Annotated in this window: 16 protein-coding genes; 13 read left to right on the forward strand and 3 right to left on the reverse strand. The window is 35.2% G+C overall.

Annotated features, from left to right (window positions below; translation table 11 throughout):
* The first annotated feature begins 56 nt into the window (after nt 1–56).
* The 6 genes from ACEN36_RS09220 to ACEN36_RS09245 all read left to right on the forward strand — a co-directional run bounded on the left by ACEN36_RS09220 (nt 57) and on the right by ACEN36_RS09245 (nt 7,266).
* Nucleotides 57–1,355 (forward strand): PTS sugar transporter subunit IIC, encoded by a 1,299-nt coding sequence (locus ACEN36_RS09220; RefSeq protein ID WP_407102856.1) that lies wholly within the window; start codon nt 57–59, stop codon nt 1,353–1,355.
* Nucleotides 1,356–1,373: 18 nt separating this feature from the next.
* Nucleotides 1,374–2,792 (forward strand): glycoside hydrolase family 1 protein, encoded by a 1,419-nt coding sequence (locus ACEN36_RS09225; protein WP_407126442.1) that lies wholly within the window; start codon nt 1,374–1,376, stop codon nt 2,790–2,792.
* 149 nt (nt 2,793–2,941) lie between these two features.
* Entirely contained in the window at nt 2,942–3,664 is a 723-nt protein-coding gene (locus ACEN36_RS09230; RefSeq protein WP_407126443.1) for a GntR family transcriptional regulator, read from the forward strand.
* A gap of 118 nt (nt 3,665–3,782) precedes the next feature.
* Nucleotides 3,783–4,538, forward strand: a complete 756-nt coding sequence (gene map / locus ACEN36_RS09235; protein ID WP_407126444.1) for a type I methionyl aminopeptidase — start codon at nt 3,783–3,785, stop codon at nt 4,536–4,538.
* Between the two features lie 656 nt (nt 4,539–5,194).
* A complete protein-coding gene (locus ACEN36_RS09240; RefSeq protein WP_407096975.1) occupies nt 5,195–6,238 on the forward strand; it encodes an acyltransferase in 1,044 nt (347 codons plus the stop codon).
* A 104-nt stretch (nt 6,239–6,342) separates the two neighbouring features.
* A complete protein-coding gene (locus tag ACEN36_RS09245) occupies nt 6,343–7,266 on the forward strand; it encodes an aldo/keto reductase family oxidoreductase (protein WP_407096974.1) in 924 nt (307 codons plus the stop codon).
* Nucleotides 7,267–7,655: 389 nt separating this feature from the next.
* Here the strand turns inward: ACEN36_RS09245 and galE are convergent, their stop codons facing one another.
* From galE to ACEN36_RS09260, 3 genes are all read right to left on the reverse strand, one after another.
* The gene (gene galE, locus ACEN36_RS09250; RefSeq protein ID WP_407096973.1) at nt 7,656–8,669 is read right to left on the reverse strand and encodes a UDP-glucose 4-epimerase GalE; all 1,014 of its coding nucleotides are present in this window, start codon (nt 8,667–8,669) and stop codon (nt 7,656–7,658) included.
* Between the two features lie 124 nt (nt 8,670–8,793).
* A complete protein-coding gene (locus ACEN36_RS09255; protein ID WP_407096972.1) occupies nt 8,794–9,882 on the reverse strand; it encodes a glycosyltransferase in 1,089 nt (362 codons plus the stop codon).
* Nucleotides 9,883–9,954: 72 nt separating this feature from the next.
* Nucleotides 9,955–10,701, reverse strand: coding sequence for a WecB/TagA/CpsF family glycosyltransferase (locus ACEN36_RS09260; RefSeq protein ID WP_407096971.1), 747 nt, complete (start codon nt 10,699–10,701; stop codon nt 9,955–9,957).
* A 390-nt stretch (nt 10,702–11,091) separates the two neighbouring features.
* Here ACEN36_RS09260 and ACEN36_RS09265 point away from each other — a divergent pair, with 390 nt between their 5' ends.
* The 7 genes from ACEN36_RS09265 (at nt 11,092) to ACEN36_RS09295 (ending at nt 19,576) form a co-directional block, all read left to right on the forward strand.
* Nucleotides 11,092–12,168, forward strand: a complete 1,077-nt coding sequence (locus ACEN36_RS09265; RefSeq protein WP_407096970.1) for a glycosyltransferase family 2 protein — start codon at nt 11,092–11,094, stop codon at nt 12,166–12,168.
* Nucleotides 12,169–12,174: 6 nt separating this feature from the next.
* Nucleotides 12,175–13,602, forward strand: coding sequence for a lipopolysaccharide biosynthesis protein (locus ACEN36_RS09270; RefSeq protein WP_407096969.1), 1,428 nt, complete (start codon nt 12,175–12,177; stop codon nt 13,600–13,602).
* A gap of 21 nt (nt 13,603–13,623) precedes the next feature.
* The gene (locus tag ACEN36_RS09275; RefSeq protein WP_407096968.1) at nt 13,624–14,577 is read left to right on the forward strand and encodes a glycosyltransferase; all 954 of its coding nucleotides are present in this window, start codon (nt 13,624–13,626) and stop codon (nt 14,575–14,577) included.
* 2 nt (nt 14,578–14,579) lie between these two features.
* Nucleotides 14,580–15,722, forward strand: a complete 1,143-nt coding sequence (wecB, locus tag ACEN36_RS09280; RefSeq protein ID WP_407096967.1) for a non-hydrolyzing UDP-N-acetylglucosamine 2-epimerase — start codon at nt 14,580–14,582, stop codon at nt 15,720–15,722.
* A gap of 38 nt (nt 15,723–15,760) precedes the next feature.
* Nucleotides 15,761–16,948, forward strand: a complete 1,188-nt coding sequence (locus ACEN36_RS09285; RefSeq protein WP_407096966.1) for a hypothetical protein — start codon at nt 15,761–15,763, stop codon at nt 16,946–16,948.
* 173 nt (nt 16,949–17,121) lie between these two features.
* Nucleotides 17,122–18,507 carry a sugar transferase gene (locus ACEN36_RS09290; RefSeq protein WP_407096965.1) on the forward strand — a complete coding sequence of 462 codons (1,386 nt, stop codon included), beginning with the start codon at nt 17,122–17,124 and terminating at the stop codon, nt 18,505–18,507.
* Between the two features lie 25 nt (nt 18,508–18,532).
* Nucleotides 18,533–19,576 carry a glycosyltransferase family 2 protein gene (locus tag ACEN36_RS09295; RefSeq protein ID WP_407096964.1) on the forward strand — a complete coding sequence of 348 codons (1,044 nt, stop codon included), beginning with the start codon at nt 18,533–18,535 and terminating at the stop codon, nt 19,574–19,576.
* Nucleotides 19,577–19,596 lie beyond the last annotated feature (20 nt).

The following is a 19,596-nucleotide window of genomic DNA, read 5'->3' on the forward strand; positions in this document are numbered from 1 at the left end:
TATTTTGAAAGGGGTTACAATAAAAATGTAAAAAAGATACAAAGGAGGAAGAAAGAATGGAAGATAGTAAATGGGTCATGTGGCTAGGGAATTTTGCAGCTAAGGTAAACAGTTACAAATACATTATTGCGATCAAAAATGCTTTTACGATGTTATTGCCAGTCATTATCACTGGTGCATTTGCCACTTTGGTTTCAAATATGGTATTTGGAACTACGAGTGGTCTAGCCGCTGTTAACGGTTTTGGATTTTTGGAGAATTTAAAACCGATCACTGATTCAATCAGCTATGCAACGTTAAATTTTTTGACAATCAGTGCAGTGTTTTTAATTGGGATGGAGCTAGGGAAGCTAAACAACTTAAAAGGTTTTTTTCCTGGATTACTAGCTGTTATCAGTTACATAGCCGTTATCCCCAAAACAATTGATGCCTTAGTCAATGAAGAGCCGGTTGCTGTAGTAGACGTAATTGCTAAACAGTACACGAATAGTTCAGGTTTATTTTTAGGAATGTTTATTGCTATTTTATCGATTGAATTATTTAGCTGGTTGCAGAGACAAGACAAATTAACCATTCATATGCCGGACTCTGTGCCATCTAATGTTTCTGCCAGCTTCTCAGCATTGATTCCTACTATTTTGACTATCACAGCTATCGCTACATTAGGATTTATTGTATTGGCTGTTACAGGAATGTCACTATATGACATTATTTATACGATTGTTCAAGAACCGTTGTCCAACTTGGTTTCGGGACTACCGGGCATATTATTGCTGATGTTTGTTTCTCAAGTCTTTTGGGTGATTGGGATTCATGGGAATCAAATCATCAAACCGATTCGTGAACCTATTTTACTAGCTGCGATTGCTGAAAATACAGCTGCTTTTGAAGCTGGAGAAGCTATTCCAAATATTATCAACATGCCTTTCTGGGATATCTATATGAGTATTGGTGGATCTGGTGTGACTTTTGGATTACTGATTGCTATTTTCATTGTCAGTAAGCGTGAAGACTACCGTTCTATTTCTAAATTATCGCTAGCACCAGGATTGTTCAATATTAATGAACCAATGATTTTTGGATTACCCATCATGTTAAACCCGGTAATGGCGATTCCATTTATTATTACGCCTTTAGTTACTGGAGTCATTGGCTATTTTGCAACAGCTATTGGATTTGCAGGACCAGCAGTCGTGATGATTCCATGGACAACGCCACCAATCATCAGTGCTTACCTTGCAACAGCAGGTAGTCTTGGAGCTGTTGCGACACAGTTGATTTGTATCGTTGTGGCGACTTTGATTTACTTGCCATTTGTAAAAGCTTCAAATGTGACAAAAGCAGTAGCAGACTAAACTTAGAGGAGAGATTTCGTGATTAAAACAATACCAGAAGATTTTATCGTTGGAGCAGCATCATCCGCATGGCAAACAGAAGGCTGGAAAGGCAAAAAAGAAGGACAAGATTCCTACTTAGATACGTGGTACAAGAATGAACGCCACGTTTGGCATGATGGATACGGACCAGGGGTAGCGACAAACTTTTATGAACGATACGCAGAAGACGTTGCCTACATGAAAGAGATCGGCTTGACTCATTACCGGACCTCTATCAATTGGTCTCGCTTCTTTACCAATTATGAAACTTTTGAAGTAGATGAAGAGTATGCACAACACGTGAGCGACTTGATTGATGCTTTACTGGATGCTGGTGTTGAACCGATGTTGTGTCTGGAACATTATGAATTGCCGACTACCTTACAGGAAAAGTACGATGGTTGGAGTTCGAAAAAAGTCGTTGAATTATTTGTCGGTTACGCCGAAATCGCCTTTGAACGGTACGCTGATCGAGTAAAGAGCTGGTTTACATTCAACGAACCGATCGTAATCCAAACACGTGTGTATTTAGACGCGATCCGTTACCCCCATGAACAAGATACGCGCAAATGGATGCAATGGAATCACCACAAAGTTTTAGCTACAGCAAAAGTGGTCGAATTGTACCACCGAAAAAAATACGATGGAGAAATCGGTGTCGTTTTGAATCCAGAAGTGACGTATCCACGTTCTTCTTCGCCTGCGGACAAAAAAGCAGCTGACATGTATGACTTATTCTATAACCGAGTCTTTATGGATCCATTGGTAAACGGGGAGTATTCAGAAGAATTGTTTTTAACGATGGCATCTCATGACATTACCTTTGACTATACACAAGAAGAGCTGGATATCATCAAAGAAAATACGGTGGATTACTTAGGTGTGAATTTGTACTTTCCGCATCGTGTCCAAGCACCTAAGCATCAGTGGAATGAAAATACTCCATTCCATCCTGCCTATTACTTTGATCCGTTTGAATTACCTGGTCGTCGGATGAACAAATCACGCGGTTGGGAGATCTATCCACAAATCGTCTACGATATGGGAATGCGTTTAAAAGAGGAATATGGGAATATTCCATGGATCCTGACTGAAAACGGAATGGGCATTGAAGATGAAGAACGTTTCATGAACGAAGAAGGAGTTGTTCAAGACGATTACCGCATTGAATTTGTCAGCGAACATATCAGCCGCTTATTAGATGTGCGCGAAGCGGGTTCGAATTGTAGAGGGTACATGCTGTGGGCCTTTACAGATTGTGTTTCGCCTATGAATGCCTTTAAGAACCGTTATGGATTGGTACGGATTGATCTAGAAAACAATCGCGACCGTTCGTTAAAAAAATCGGCTTTTTGGTATAAAGAAATGATTGCACAACGTCAATTGGTTCTCCCGGATGAGCCTGAATTTAAATAGCGCAAATAAAAAAAAGAGTTGATTCTGTCAACTCTTTTTTATTCCTTTAAATTTGACTATACAATTTAGTTCACTGATATGTATAAGTAGACAGCTTCGTGCTATACTAAATAAGAATTCCCGTTATCTTATGAGGTAGGTGAAAAGTGGTGGCAAAATACAAAGAAGTCTCAAATGAAATTCGAAAACGTATCAAAAACGGGACATACCCCATTGAAGACCGAATGCCTGACCAAACGACATTGGCAAAAGAATTCCAAACGAGTCGCGTGACTATTAAAAAAGCGTTAGATCTGCTGACAGTTGTCGGTTTGATTTATACGATTCAAGGCTCTGGAACGTACATCAAACAGAATGCCCTCCAATTAGCAGAATCCAGTATCCGCATTGGACAAAATATTGGTCTAACTGATCATGTGGACGAAAGCATGGAATTGGAAAACAAAACGTTGAAATTCGATGTGCGTTTTCCGACAGAAGAAGAGTGCGAACAATTGCTGCTCAAAAAAGAAGATCCGGTATATGAAATTGAAAGGTTGCGTATTTTGAACAATCAGCCTTATTCATTGGAACATTCGATCTTGCCGCTGACACTTGTTCCAGGCGTGACTCAAGAGGTGTTGCAGCAATCTATGTATGACTACATTCGGAATGAATTAGGGATCGTATTTGGCGAAAATCGGCAAACGATTCGAGCCGCTCAACCGGATGAATTGGATAAGGAATATTTAAACTGTTCAGAAGACGAACCGGTCCTAGAAGTGAGTAAAGTGATGTTCACTTCAAGTGGCATACCTTTGGAATATTCTAAAGTTCGACACCGATTTGACATGGTGGAGATGTCTTTCGTGAATCTCAATACAGAACTATAGTAAGCGTATTTATAGGCTTTTGGGATAAATAACAGACAGAGTTACCCTTCACAATCTGTGAAAATGCGTTATAATAGTAAGGAATGGACAGTGTAAAAAATAGAAATGAGGAATATAAGTGATTACATTAAAGTCAGCACGTGAAATTGATGCAATGGATGAGTCCGGTACTTTACTAGCGAACATGCATATTGCATTGCGTGATTTTATTAAACCTGGGATTACTAGTTGGGACATTGAAGAATTTTGCCATAAATTTATTGTTGATAATGGAGCTATTCCAGAGCAAATTGGTTTTGAAGGATATGAATACGCAACTTGTGTCAGTGTCAATGATGAAATTTGCCACGGCTTCCCACAAAAAAAAGTCTTAAAAAACGGCGATTTAATTAAAGTGGATACGGTAGTTAATTTGAAAGGTGCATTGAGTGATTCTTGCTGGAGTTATGTTGTTGGAGAGTCTACTCCAGAGTTGGACAAATTGATGGAAGTAACTCTTACAGCTTTATACAAAGGAATCGAGCAAGCACAAGTTGGAAACCGCATCGGTGACATCGGTCATGCAATTCAATCTTATGTAGAACCTGAAGGCTTTTCAGTCGTACGTGAATTTATCGGACATGGAATTGGACCAACTCTTCACGAAGCTCCATCTGTACCTCACTATGGTGAAGCAGGTAAAGGCTTGCGTTTGAAAGAAGGAATGGTCATTACGATCGAACCCATGATTAATACTGGTACATGGAAATCAAAAATGGACAATAATGGTTGGACAGCTCGTACAGAAGATGGCGGAATCAGCTGCCAATTCGAGCACACATTAGCGATTACAAAAGATGGTCCACGCATTTTAACTTCTCAAGGAGATCAATAAATAAACTAGCGTCATCATTAGTCGAATTCATCGACTGGTGATGATGTTTTTTGTTTAGTGAGGAGAAAGCTAGAGTTGTGAGAAAGGTTAGGTGTTCCAATTTCCAGTGAGAAAGACAAAACAGGAACGCAAAATCAATTTAGGCAGGTTATTCATCAAGTGAGCATGGAATTGTTTCCCACTTGATGAATAAAGTGGGTTTACTCATTAAGTGGCATTAAAAGAAGTGCTCACTTGACTAATAAAGCATGTTTATTCATCAAGTGAACATTGAAAGAAGACTCACTTGAAGAATAAATTAAAATAACAACGCCACTGGTTGTCTCAAAGCCACTGTATTACTGTTCCAACAGAGTTTAAGGATAGAGTGATAAGAAATATCTTATGTTTCGTGAATAAATGTCCGCAAAAACCCCCTTTAGTCCCCTTTGAACCACTTGCAGCCTAAATTCGTAACTATGCGTGTATATAAAAAATGCACCTGAAAATTAAGTGTTAGCCTAACTTTCGGTGGAGCGTTACCGATTCAGTTCAATCCTATTTAATACAATCACAAGAACGAGTGTGACTAAACTACTGACCCTGAAGAGCAGATAGAAGAACCTTTTCATAATTGTTTGGTATAATACAGTACGATAATGAAAAAGGAGTAAATTATGAAAAATCGTTTATGGTATGTAGATTTAATTCGCATCACGTCCATTTTTTTAGTCATTGTTGTCCATGTTTCATCCAGCAATTTTGATTGGTACCAAATCAATTCGATGGAATGGCAGACATTAAATGCTTTTGATGCGGTAGCGCGTATTTGTGTGCCGTTATTTGTGATGATCAGCGGAATATTTTTCTTAGAACCCACAAAAGAAATTGGAATCAGAAAATTGTACCGCAAAAATATTTGGCGGATCGTACGTGTATTCCTTTTCTGGTCATCTTTCTATGCTGTTTTTATGGCGTTCTATCCATTTCAGTCCTTTTCCACAGATCAAGTGAAGGAAACGATCGATCGCTTTACAGAAGGTCATTTTCATTTATGGTTTTTATTTCGGATTGTAGAATTGTACATTATGACGCCATTTTTACGCAAAATAGCGGAAGATAAGAAGTTGATGCGGTACATAATGGCGTATTGTTTTGTATTAGGCTTTCTCATTCCGACGATTCGCCAGTTTCCAATTGGTTCTACAGTAACGATTGCAGATGACTGGATAAATCTGGACATTACGTTTGGTTATGTCGGATATTTCTTTGCGGGAAGTTATTTGTACCGCTATGGAGTAACACCGAAAGTAAAGCGCTGGATCTATGGATTGGGAATTGTGGGGCTGTTAGTAACCTTGTTCGGAACCAGCTATTTATCTTTAGAAGCCGGAAAACCAGTAGGGTGGTTGTTTGAATATTTGACACCGAATGTCATGATGACCAGTATCGCTGTTTTTGTGTGGTTCAAAGAAACTTTTAACAATCGTGTTTTTTCTGAAACAGCTAGAAAATGGATCAAGGAATTCTCCGATATTTCCTTTGGGGTTTATTTGAGCCATGTATTGATCATCTTTCTGTTGAACTCAGCTAACATAGATACCCAATTGTTGAACCCCTTGATTTCGGTTCCTTTATTAGTATTACTTGTGGCAGCTTTGGGTTATGTTGTCGTGAAAATGCTGATCAAAATACCTGGACTCAAAAAATGGATTTTATAGAACAATGCTAAAAGCAGTGGCTCAGGAGAGGACTTTTTCAGGTAAAGAGTAGTATACTATGATGGAAAACGATTTCAAAAAAATAGTGAAGCGGAGGAAGACAAGTGAAAAAAATCAACATAGGTCAATCAGGACTAATGGCATCTCAAATTTCTCTTGGTATTATGCGTATGAATGCTTTGTCCAACGAAGAAGCTAAAACAGTTATTGAGACTGCTATTCATGAAGGTATTGATTACTTTGATCATGCCGATATTTATGGTAAAGGAGAATCAGAGCAAATTTTTGGACAAGCTTTTAAAGAATTAGGTATCTCGCGAGACAAAGTGTTGTTGCAAACGAAAACGGGAATTGTTCCAGGAGTGATGTTCGATTTTTCAAAAGACCACATCATTGAATCTGTAGAAGCTAGTTTGAAACGTCTTCAGACAGATTATGTCGACACATTACTGTTGCATCGTCCCGATACGTTAGTAGAACCAGAGGAAGTAGCAGCTGCTTTTGATGAACTGGAAAAAGCGGGAAAAGTGCGTTATTTCGGTGTCAGCAACCAAAATCCGCTCCAAATTGAATTGCTCAAAAAAACAGTTCAACAACCTTTGATTGCTAATCAGCTGCAATTGAGCATTACACATGCACCAATGATCGATGCTGGGTTTAATGTCAATATGATCAATGAAGCCTCAGTAGTCCATGATGGTGGGATTTTGGACTACAGTCGGCTAAATGATATGACCATCCAGCCATGGTCGCCATTCCAAGCAGGAAATGGCAAGAAAGGGTTATTCTTTGATCACCCAGATTATCCAGAACTGAATCAATTGATCAATGAAATGGCCGCTGAAAAGTCAGTAGCTCGTGAAGCTATTGCTGTTGCTTGGTTGTTGCGTCATCCAGCACGAATGCAGCCGATTGTGGGAAGCATGAATCCGGATCGTATCAAAGCTATTTGCCAAGCGTCAGAAATCACCTTGACTCGTGAAGAGTGGTATAAATTGTATAAGAGTACTGGGAAAGTTTTACCATAAACTGCAGGAGCCATCATCTGAATTGGGATGATGGCTTTGTACTCGCTAGAAATCCGTCTAGTTCATAATGACAGTTACAGCAAGTTGAGGATTATTAAGTAGAAGCAGTCTATCTCACAATAGCGCTGACAGCAAGTTGAGGATTATTAAGTAGAAGCAATCTATCTCACAATAGCGCTGGTATAAAGGTGAGAATTGTTAAGTAGAAGCAGTCTACCTCACAATAGCACTGGTAGAAGTGTGAGGTTTATGAGCTAGAAGCCGTCTATCGAGCAATTGTGTACCCATTTGATCAAAAGAGTTTATCTTCTAAGTGAGTAGTGTAATAGAATAAAAAAATGCCCCATTCGCTGATGTAATGTTCATCAGCGAATGGGGCATTTCAGTTATTATTCTGCATAACCGTTTGGATTGTTATTTTGCCATTTCCATGAATCACGGCACATGTCTTCTAAAGACAATTCTGCTTTCCAGTCTAGTTCGGCAGCAGCTTTGGTTGCATCAGAGTAGCATGTTCCGATGTCACCAGGACGTCTTTCAACGGTTTCGTAAGGCACTTTTTGACCTGTGGCTTTTTCAAAGTTGTTTACTACATCAAGGACGCTGTAACCAACTCCAGTTCCTAAGTTGTAAGCTTCAATTTGTTCTGTTTCTAAAACTTTTTTCACAGCTTTTAAATGTCCTTTTGCCAAATCAACTACGTGGATGTAATCGCGGACACCAGTACCGTCTGGAGTGTCGTAATCAGCTCCAAACACACTTAAATGGTCCCGTTTGCCGACAGCCACTTGAGTGATGTACGGCATTAAGTTATTCGGGATACCATTTGGATCTTCACCAATACGGCCGCTTTCATGTGCTCCAATAGGATTGAAGTAACGAAGAAGGGCGATGCTCCAAGAATGATCTGCAGCATATACATCCTGTAAAATTTGTTCAATCATCATTTTAGTTGTACCGTATGGATTTGTTGTGCTTAATGGCAAGTCTTCTGTAAGTGGAGAAACATTGTTCATTCCATAAACTGTAGCAGACGAACTGAACACAATTTTCTTCACGTTGTATTGTGCCATCAATTCGCACAGTACAAAAGTACCCGTTAAGTTGTTGTGGTAGTATTTCAAAGGCTCGGCAACCGATTCGCCGACTGCTTTGTAACCTGCAAAGTGGATCACTGCTTCAATATCATTTTCTTTAAAAACAGGTTCCAACGCTTCTTTGTCCAAAATATTCGCTTCGTAAAATTTAAAGCCTTTACCTGTAAGTTCTTTGATGCGGTTTAACACTTCTGGTTTACTGTTTGAATAATCATCTACAATAACCACTTCGTAATTCGCATTCAATAATTCTACTACTGTATGGCTGCCGATATAACCAGCGCCTCCTGTAACTAAGATTGACATAGTTTAGCCTTCTTTCTTAAGTTGGTTTCTTTAATTTAAAAGCTTCTTTCATCTGTTATATTTTACCATACAAATTTTTTTGTGGATAGCTTGGAATAGAATGCTTTATTACTTTAGACCCGTTTTACTGAAGCAGGTGTTGATAAAGAGCAACAGTATCGTTGTAAAAACGTTGAATAGAAAATTGCTCATGAGCCAGCTGATACACTTTTTCTCCTTTAGTTGCTAAGTTGTTGTGTTCCCAATCGCTGTAGGCTTCATTTAAAGCAACTGTCAAATCAATGACAGATCTTGGAGGAACAAGCCAGCCATAACTGTTATCTGGAATCAAGCGTTGGACATCGCCAACATCTGTAGCAATAAACGGCACCTTTTGTTTAGCAGATTCTAAGAGAACTAGCGGAAAGCCTTCATTATACGAAGCTAAAATTGTTACATCAGATTGGACAATTTGAGCTTCAACTTGAACGGCATCTAGGAACCCGTGAAATTGAACCTGATCTTGCAGCTTCAATGTTTGAACCAACTCTTCAAGGGTTGATTTTAGTTCACCATCACCTACTAAATGCAGTGTGAAATCTGTAAATTGAGCAGCAGCCAAGCTCTTCAACAAGACCTCGTGTCCTTTGATAGGATGCAGACGCGCAATACACGTTAAAGTAAAGACCTCATTTTTAGCTGACGGTTGATCAGGATCATTGTCAAATTGAATCCCATTATAAACAACGGTCATCTGTTCCTTTTTCAAACCTAGTTCAAGCAACGGTTCTTTTAGACTGTCTGACACCAATATCAAGTGATCCGCTTTTTTCAGACTAGCCGTATTTAATTTAGTAAAAATAGTACCTTTTATTCCTCTATTCATAAAATCCAATGTAGGATCACTGTGTACTGTAGTGACCCAAATAGGAGGAACTTTTTTGTGTACAGCGGCAAAAATAAAGTTGGCTCGTGCACCGTGGGTATGAACGATGTCAAATGATCCATCTGAAATAAATTGCACCAATCGTTTTAAAATCGCTAAATCATAACGGGAACGTTGTTCAAGAACATGGACTCGAATACCCAATTTTTTCGCTTCTTCAGCGATAATGCCGCGTTCCAATACTAACAATTCGGCTGTTTCTGAATCAAATTGAGAGAGCAGTGATAAAATATGGTTTTTACCGCCGCCGTCTTCTAACCCTGCGTTTATATGAAGTATTTTCATCATTGATTAACCTCGTTTATTATTCATTTGATTTCTTTATTTTCACAAAAAAACTGAACAACGTATTGTTCAGTTTTAAGATTGTTTATTGCGAAGCTGTTTTTTCTCTTGCTTGACTTCATGCAAAAAGTGAGGCAAAGCCATCATCCGCTTGATACGGTAAGGTTGTTTGATCAAACGATACAGCCACTCAATATTTAATTGGATAAATATTTTTGGTGACCGTTTGGACTTTCCAGATAAAACATCAAAACTACCGCCAACTCCCATCAACAACCCCTTAGGAGCCGTTTGCAAATATTGGTGGATCCATTTTTCTTGTCTGGGATAGCCGATTGCCACAAATACCATATCCGGGTTAGTTTGTTGAACTTGTTCAATGATCGATGTATCAGACAAATCAAAGTAGCCATTTCTTGCTCCAACCAACTGAAGAGAAGGATAGCGTTCGTGTACTTTTTGAACAGTACTTTGCAAAACGTCCTCTTTAGCACCTAATAAGTACACCCGACTGCCACTTTTATTGGCTTCTTCAAGCAAACTGATCATGAGATCATATCCCGCAACACGTTCTACGATAGGTGTGCCTAATATCTTAGAACCCTTAATGATGCCGATACCATCAGCAATGACATAGTCCGCTCCTTTTACGAGTGACATGTAAGAAGGATCTTTTTTGGCATACATCACGATTTCTGGATTAGCTGTTACTACAAATGTTTTTTTGTTTTGCTGGATTCGATGCATTAATTCTTTGAGCAGAGTTCCTTTTGTCTTATTGTCAAAATGAACTCCCAGTACCGATACTTTTTTATGTTCCATAATTACCAATCATCCTTAACACCTTCACTAGTCTAAACTTTTTATTTATCATACCATTGAAGTAGAGTAGAGATAAAGCAAAGTTTCCATTTTTATTGAATTAAAAATATGGTTGAATATTTTTTTAAACAATTTATTTTCTAATAAATAAGTTCTACTTTAGTATAACGGAAAAAAAGAAAAAAATTTTTATAGTTGAGTTGGAAAAAAAGTATCTATGTAACCTTGGAGCAATTTGTTCTCATTATGAAAGTATGTAGAATAACAATTTATGTATATAATGACTGCCTAAAGTTCCTTGAAAACTCTTAAGAAAACTGTAATGTTTGAGATGTAAGATTATGCTATAATAGGAAAAGTTGTAGCATCTTTGAACAAAGGGGAAGACCGATGAACAAAGTATCGATTATTATGCCAATATATAATGTGGCAGCTCAATTAGAGAGAGCTATTCAATCTGCCCTCAATCAAACATATAGCAATATCGAAGTTATTTTAATAAATGATGGATCAACAGATAAGTCTGGGGAAATTTGTGATGAATATCAACGAAAAGACAAACGTATTAAAGTCGTACACCAACAAAACGCCGGCTCAGGATATGCTCGTAACGTAGGACTTGATATAGCAACGGGTGTGTATCTTTATTTTGCGGATCCTGATGATTACTTTGAAATGACTTTAATAGAAGAAACGGTAGCAGTAGCAAAAAAAAATAATGCTGACATGGTAGTGTTTGGCTACTATAACGAAGTTTTCCAAAAAAATGGACAAGTTGACACGACAAAAAAACTACCTATATTGAACGGAGAATTTTCTCAAGTAGCTTTCCATAATCAGTTTCGTGAGCATTATGCAGTTTCGCCATATGCTTTATGGAACAAGTTGTATCGGCGAGACTTTTTGATGCAGCATAACTGCCGATTTACCAATCAAAAAGTAGGACAAGATGCATTATTTAATCAGTTAGTACAACGTGATGTCGAAAAAGTATTTTATCATCCAAAAGCCTACTACCATTATGTATCTATGGAAGGCTCTGCAGTTAATCGCTATCGTGAAGAACGTTTTGTTTATGAATACAATATTGCTAATTGTTTTGAGAATTGGATGCAATTCTGGAATAAAGATCAAGAGTACAAAGATTTAGTTTATCGTGAATATTGGGGGGCTCTTTACTTAGAATTAAGTAATTTAAGCTGGAAGGACTCTCCTTTAACGAGTCGGCAAAAAACGATTCGCATTGCGACGTTGATGAAGGATAAAAAAATCAAAGAAGCTGTTTACGGTATACTCTTGGAAGAAGAACCCAATGCTTTTGTTAAACAATTATTGCAATTATTAAGAAAAGAACAATACGCTAATGCACTACGGGTAATGCGGTTTAGAGTAGTTGTTGGTAAAAACTTTCAACAACTATTTGCTTGGTTGAAAAAAAAATTAGTGAAAAATTATAGATGGAGGTAATAGATTATGGGAATGGCAGATGAATTTAAGAAAGGAATATTTTTCAGTGCAATAGGGAAGTACTCCAACGTGGTGATTCAACTGCTAGTAACAGCAATTTTATCACGTATTTTGACCCCTCAAGAATATGGAATTGTGGCGGTAGTAAATGTCTTTTTAATCTTTTTTCAAATGTTAGCTGATTTTGGTATAGGGCCAGCCGTTATACAAAATAAGACTTTATCAAAAGGAGATATAAATAGCATTTTTAGTTTCTCACTTTATTTAGCCCTTATTTTGGCTATCATTTTTGCATTTCTTGGCACTCCAATAAGTGCTTTTTATGGTGATGATGTTTATAAACCTATCAGTATGGTTTTATCAGTGTGTTTGTTTTTCTACGGTATTTTAGTTGTTCCACAATCTTTATTACTGCGAGAGAAAAAATTTGGTACAGTTAATATTGTAACAATTTTAGCAAATCTGGCATCAGGTATCATATCAATCATTTTAGCTTTTGCAGGATTTAGCTACTATGCATTAATTATTGGAAACACCGTAAAAGCTATGTGTATGTTTCTTGTTTTTTATGTTAAAACACCAGTGAAAATAAACTTTAATAGAGATTTTTCTCCATTAAAAAAAATATTTAGTTTTTCAAAAAATCAATTTTTATTTAATTTTATCAATTACTTCTCAAGAAACTTAGATAGCATATTGATTGGGCGATACTTTTCAGCAAGTGCATTAGCTTTTTATGATAAAGCTTATCAAGTGTCTTTGTATCCAAATCAAATTTTAACGAATGTTATTTCTCCTGTCATTCAGCCAATTATGTCCGATTATGAAACAAATCTTGATAAAATCAAACAAGTATATATAAAAATTACGACAGTTTTAGCCACAATAGGTATGCCTTTATCTGTATTTTTATATTTTCATGCAGGAGAAATTATCTTATTTCTGTTTGGAGACCAATGGGGTGGAAGTGTAGCTCCTTTTCAAATATTAGCAATTTCAGTTTGGGTTCAAATGATTTCTAGTAGTACTGGTGGGATTTTCCAATCTGGAAATAGGACCGATTTATTGTTATTGTCTGGAATCTTATCTTCTATTGTAACAATTATTGCTATTTTTATTGGTATTTCAACAGGAAGAATTGAATATGTTGCGCTTATGGTAATCATAGCTTTTGGAATCAATTTTATTCAAGCAAATTATTTATTAATGTATAGAATGTTCGATTCGAATTTTAGTGATGTTTTCAAAGCATTAATAAAACCTTTCTTTATGGCGCTTATACAATTTGTAGTATTTGTTGCAATGCCTGAGCTCCCATTTAATAATTTATTTAACTTAATAATTCTTGGAGTAATATTTGTAGTGCTGTTTGGTTTGGGGTTATTAATTACTGGTCAAATAAACTTATTTAAACAAGTTATTATTAGAAAGTAAGGTATTGAAAGGAAGAAATGAATGAAACAATATCCCTTAGTGTCTGTCATTGTACCAGTCTATAATGTTGAAGATTATATTGAGGAATGCTTAGATTCTATTATTGAGCAAACATATTCTCATTTAGAAATCATTGTAGTAGATGATGGCAGTACTGATACCAGCAATCAAAAAATCCAGCCTTATACTACTGATAATAGAGTGAAATTAATTGAACAAGAAAATAAAGGTTTATCAGGAGCAAGAAATTCAGGGTTAAAAGCTGCTGTAGGAAAATATGTTTTGTTTGTTGATTCAGATGATTACATTGAACGAACAGCTATTGAAATATTGATAAATCAAATGGAAAATCAGAATGTAGACTTGATTCGATTTAACGGGAGAGCTTTTTTAGATAATATGAATACACTGATTGAGCAGAATAATTATAACTTTAGTCACCGTTTAGAAGAAGGAAAGATTTATACCATTGACTCGTATGATGCGAATCGAAGGTCCTTTGTTTCACCAGTCTATTTATATATAGTAAGAAGAGAAATCTTAGGAAAAAACCACATTACCTTTTATGAAGGTATTTTACATGAAGATGAACTATTTACAGCACAAGTATTTTTAGCAATTGATTCAATGATGTATCAAAATGCATTTTATTATCATCGTCGTTACCGAGAAAATTCGATTATGACGGATCAAAACCCAAAACGATTAAATAAGACAATCGATTCTTATTATCGTATTTATATAGAGCTGGAAAAACTGTATGTAAAAGATGAAGTTATCAAAGAACAAAAGAAGCTAATTAAAAGGCAGATGCTGTCGATTTATTCAGGAGTTATAAACATTCCATTGCCAGCAAAAGAAAAGGAACAAGTATTAAAGCAAATGAGTGCAATTACTATAACAGAAAAAATATATTTGAAAGTACAATATGCAGTTCATGCTATCAGAAATAAAAGGAACAGGAGGGAGGTTTAAAAATGAAGAAAATAAAAGTGATGACGGTTTTTGGTACTAGACCAGAAGCTATCAAAATGGCTCCCGTAGTCAAAGAGCTACACGAACAATCCAAACGATTTGAATCGATTGTGGTAGTAACTGCTCAACATCGTGAAATGTTGGACCAAGTATTGGGAACATTTGATATCAAGCCAGATTATGATTTGAATATTATGGAAGAGGGTCAGACCCTTTCGACGATTACCACAAATGTCTTACTTGGTTTGGATAGAATTATGAAAGAGGCTAAACCTGATATTGTGTTGGTTCATGGAGATACAACCACAACTTTTGCTGCCAGTATGTCAGCTTTTTACAATCGAATTAAAGTAGGCCATGTTGAAGCAGGTTTGCGTACATGGGATAAATACTCTCCATTTCCAGAAGAAATGAATCGACAATTAACAGATGTTATTGCTGACATTTATTTTGCGCCAACTACTAATAGTAAGGGAAATTTACTAAATGAAAACCGATTAGAAGAGAATATTTATATTACCGGAAACACAGCTATTGATGCACTGCATCAAACAGTCAAAGAAAATTATCCTTTGCCAATATTTAATAATATAAGTTCGGATAAGAAATTAATTCTTGTTACCATGCACCGTAGAGAAAATCTAGGCGAGCCAATGGAAAGAGTTTTTAAAGCAATCCGAAATGTAGTAGAACAGCACCTCGAAATAGAAATCGCTTTTCCTGTTCACTTAAATCCAATGGTACAACAGAAAGCTGAAAGAATTTTAGGTAAGCATCCACGTATCCATTTGATTAACCCATTAGATGTCATTGATTTTCACAATCTAATCGCAAAAAGCTATATGATTATGACTGATTCTGGCGGTGTGCAAGAAGAAGCTCCATCATTAGGGAAGCCTGTTCTTGTTCTTAGAGAAACAACTGAAAGACCAGAAGGTATAGAAGCAGGAACGCTAAAACTTGTTGGTACTCAAACGGAAACAATCGTACGAGAAATGACAAACTTACTTGAAAATGAACAAGAATATAAAAAAATGTCAATTGCTAGTAATCCTTACGGTGACGGAAATGCTAGTAAGAGAATTGTGAACGTAATAGCGTACGCTTTTAGTTTGGAAGATTCACGTCCTGAGGATTTTTTATAATTGTTGTATGATTTTTTAATAGGAAGTAGGTTTAATTTTTGGGAAATAATACTTTAATCATAAAATGGAAAGAATTTAATAACAGTTATAATCATGTTTGGTCTATTCTTATCCTATCCTTAATGAGTATTTCTTTTGTTTTAACTGACTGGATGATCGATATCTTTACAATAGCAGATTTTATTTTTGCTTTAGCAGGACTTTGCCTTTTACTTAGTGGGAATTATAAAGTAAAAAGTAATCAAATAATTTGGTTACTATTGTTGCTAGCAGTTATAGCGGCAAATATAGTACTGAATCTAAATTTAAATGAGCAATTTATCTTAAAGACAGGAATAGCGGCATTTATTAGAGTTGCTTATTATGGAGTAATTGTGGTGGGAGTTTATAATTATGTGAAAGATCAAAAACTAGAGGCACAATTTTTAAAAATATTAAACATAGTTGCTGTAATAGTCTGTATTATTGGAATTTATATTACTATTGCATTATATTCTGGTGGGGATCTTTCATATGAATTTTTTTGGACATTTACCCGGACTGATTTATTGAGTTATGCTTTTAATGAAAATACAGAATTTATTCGAACAAGAAGTATATTTTCAGAACCTGCTTACTTAGGTTACTTTTTAAATATTATTCTAGCATTAAACTACTTTAATAAAACAAATGTAAAAATTCATAGAGGTTTTTCCTTAGTGATTACACTCACATTACTAATGACATTTTCTTACAGCGCTATAGGTATCATGTTAATGATTCAACTAATGAAATTCATGACTCATAAGAGTGTGGAAAATTTTAGATGGTCTAAAAAATATATTGTCTATATTCTAGTACTTTTAATTGTTATCTTTTTTGCTTGGGATTTAATCAATGCGACGATTATAAATCGTACAGCAGATATTTTAAGTGGTAAAGATGGATCAGCTTATTTCAGAATTATAAGAAGTTGGGACTTTGTAAACACTGAACACATTTTTTTAGGGAATGGTATTGGACATACACCAAATATTTGGAATATATATGCCTATATAATATCCGATTTGGGACTAATAGCTTTCATTTTGAGTTGTGTATTTAGTTTTTATCTTTTGATAATTAACTTTAAATTAGGATTAGTTTTTATTGCGTTGAACTTTCAAAAAGGCGGGTACTTAAATCCTGCATTTTCTATTTTTTTATTGTTAATTTTTATTTATATAGGAAAGAAAAAAAGAAAATAATACAAACAATAAACTTATAATTTTTGTATATTTGAGTTATCAATTTTAAAAAATCTAGTTATAATGTTAAAAAGTGCTGTATGAAACTAAAGTGAAATAGGAATCAGTTCAGTGATATGTTATTATGAGTGATGAAAAATTAAAAATATGAGATTGATTTGGAGGAAAATGGGATGGCTCAAGGAGAAAAATTCACCAAAACGAAAAAAATAGTCATAGTGGCAGTAGATGTATTACTGTACCACTTATCTATTCTCCTTTCTTTTTATGTGCGTTACCAAGGCAATATACCAATGTATAATTATCAGGCTTATAAACAAGCAAATATATACATTTTTGTGCTATTTGTCTTATTAAATTTACTGTTTGGGGTATATATTTTATACAACAAATCAATTACTGATTTTTTGTATCTAACAGTGATTATACAAATTATTACGACTATTTCTATTATGGCTGTAACCTTCTTCGGAAGATGGTTTACTTTTCCAAGATCTGTAATGTTTATTAGTTTTGTTATCAGCACAATTATTTTATTTACTTGGAGAGTTATTGTATATAAAATATATGAACGATACAGTGGAAGCAAAATAGTAATGGTGGTAGGACACGAAGAAAATATAAAGAATGCGATTTTTAATATTGGACAAGCAAAAAGTAAAAGGCATATTGTAAGATATGCAGTAGTGTCAAATTATTATACCAACATTCAAAAAAATCTTGACAAGGTAGATATTATTTATCTTACGAGTGATATAAATAAAGATGAACAATCTAAGATTTATAATTTATTAGTTTCTGAAAAGAAAAAACTGTTTCTTACAACAAGTTTTGAAAATTTACTTTTAGTTAATCCCAATATAATGAATATAGAAGATGAAAGTATAATTGAGGTATCAAATTTCGAAATCTCTCAAGAAGATAATTTGATCAAACGATTGATGGACGTTATTTTTTCTCTCTTTCTTATCGTGTTAGCTTCTCCAATAATGTTAGTTACAGCTATATTAGTAAAAGTAACGTCAGAAGGCCCTGTGTTTTATAAACAAGTACGTATCACGAAAGATGGCAAAGAATTTAATGTCTTAAAATTCAGAAGCATGAGTGCTACTGCTGAAAAGGATTCTGGTCCAGTTTTGGCAACATCAAATGATGCAAGAGTAACAACCATAGGGAAATATCTACGATCGTTGCGAATTGATGAACTACCTCAACTGTTTAATGTACTAAAAGGGGACATGTCTGTTGTCGGTCCAAGACCTGAACGACCTTTCTTTGTGGAACAGTTTCAGAAAGAAAATCCTCACTATTATTTACGACATAACGTGAGGGCGGGAATTACGGGATATGCGCAAGTATATGGTAAATACGCTTCTGATTTTAATAGCAAACTAAATTTTGATTTATTATATATCAAAAAATATTCTCTTTTACTTGATGTAAAGATTATGCTACAAACCATTAAGATACTTTTTGATAAAGTTTCTTCTAAAGGTTTAGATGAAGAAGAACAAAAAGAAATCAAAAACGTGCCAAATAGTATAATATATTTGGATTAGTCTGTTGAGGAAAGGACAAATTGAAATGGAGAACACTCCACTTTTTAGTGTGGTCATGCCAGCATACAATTGTGAAAGTTCAGTAGGAAGAACGATTAAAAGTATTTTAAACCAATCTTTCTCAGATTTTGAATTGATAATTGTTAATGATGGTTCTAGTGATAACACAGAACAAGTACTCGATAAATACCATCAAAAAGATTCACGATTAAAATTTAAAACCATTCCGAATGGTGGACCTGGAAATGCTAGAAATAAAGGTATTGAGTTAACTAGCGGACAATATTTATTATTTATTGATTCAGATGATGTTATGAAAGAAAATACATTGAGCATGTATGCTAGTTTTGTAAATGAAAAAAACATCGATTTGATTATTTCTTCGTATAATATGAGAATTTTAGACGGTGATGAGGTAGTGGATACTCGTAAGGTAGAAGCTCCTAATTTACTAATAGAAGCACATGAAAAATTTCTAGATAATGTTTATCCTTTAATGAATAAACAACTGATGTATGTTGTTTGGAATAAATTATATAAACTATCTATTGTGAAGGCGAATGATGTATTTTTTCCGCCTTATAATAGTTGTGAAGATAGATTATTTAATATACGGTACTTTAATCATGTAAGTAGTTGTAGAGTAGTTAGTGATGTACTCTATGACTATTCATTTGATGGGAGAAATAGCTTAACGAATAAATATTTTGACAATAAATTTGATACATTTGTAGAGTTTTACCGTGAGTTACTGTTTTTAACAGACAAGAATCGTAGAGGATCCAGTGCTTTGTTTCTAAAAGGAGTAATGTCATGCATCATTCCTCTGCATAGTGATAGTTGTTCTTTAGGTTACCACGATAAATTAGCGTATATTAGACGAATAGTACATTTTCCAGACGTTATACAAGCTACAAATGAAAGTCTCGTGGATACTAAGATGAGAAAAATAATGAAAATATTGTTTAAGTCGAAATCGGTGGCTGTAAACTTTGTTGCTTCAAAAACAATGTATACAATTAGTATGACTTCGCCAAAAACAATTGAAAAATTTAAACGTAAATTTTAAAAGAAAGGTCTGAGTCAAGT

This window comes from Desemzia sp. FAM 23989, from assembly GCF_045528345.1.
Classification (GTDB): Bacteria; Bacillota; Bacilli; order Lactobacillales; family Carnobacteriaceae; genus Desemzia.

Coding starts and splice junctions, on each gene's coding strand:
- ACEN36_RS09270 (WP_407096969.1), top strand. CDS start 12,175: ATGGGAATGGCAGATGAATTTAAGAAAGGAATATTTTTCAGTGCAATA.
- ACEN36_RS09240 (WP_407096975.1), top strand. CDS start 5,195: ATGAAAAATCGTTTATGGTATGTAGATTTAATTCGCATCACGTCCATT.
- ACEN36_RS09290 (WP_407096965.1), top strand. CDS start 17,122: ATGGCTCAAGGAGAAAAATTCACCAAAACGAAAAAAATAGTCATAGTG.
- ACEN36_RS09275 (WP_407096968.1), top strand. CDS start 13,624: ATGAAACAATATCCCTTAGTGTCTGTCATTGTACCAGTCTATAATGTT.
- ACEN36_RS09255 (WP_407096972.1), bottom strand. CDS start 9,882: ATGATGAAAATACTTCATATAAACGCAGGGTTAGAAGACGGCGGCGGT.
- ACEN36_RS09220 (WP_407102856.1), top strand. CDS start 57: ATGGAAGATAGTAAATGGGTCATGTGGCTAGGGAATTTTGCAGCTAAG.
- ACEN36_RS09260 (WP_407096971.1), bottom strand. CDS start 10,701: ATGGAACATAAAAAAGTATCGGTACTGGGAGTTCATTTTGACAATAAG.
- wecB (WP_407096967.1), top strand. CDS start 14,580: ATGAAGAAAATAAAAGTGATGACGGTTTTTGGTACTAGACCAGAAGCT.
- galE (WP_407096973.1), bottom strand. CDS start 8,669: ATGTCAATCTTAGTTACAGGAGGCGCTGGTTATATCGGCAGCCATACA.
- ACEN36_RS09265 (WP_407096970.1), top strand. CDS start 11,092: ATGAACAAAGTATCGATTATTATGCCAATATATAATGTGGCAGCTCAA.
- ACEN36_RS09295 (WP_407096964.1), top strand. CDS start 18,533: ATGGAGAACACTCCACTTTTTAGTGTGGTCATGCCAGCATACAATTGT.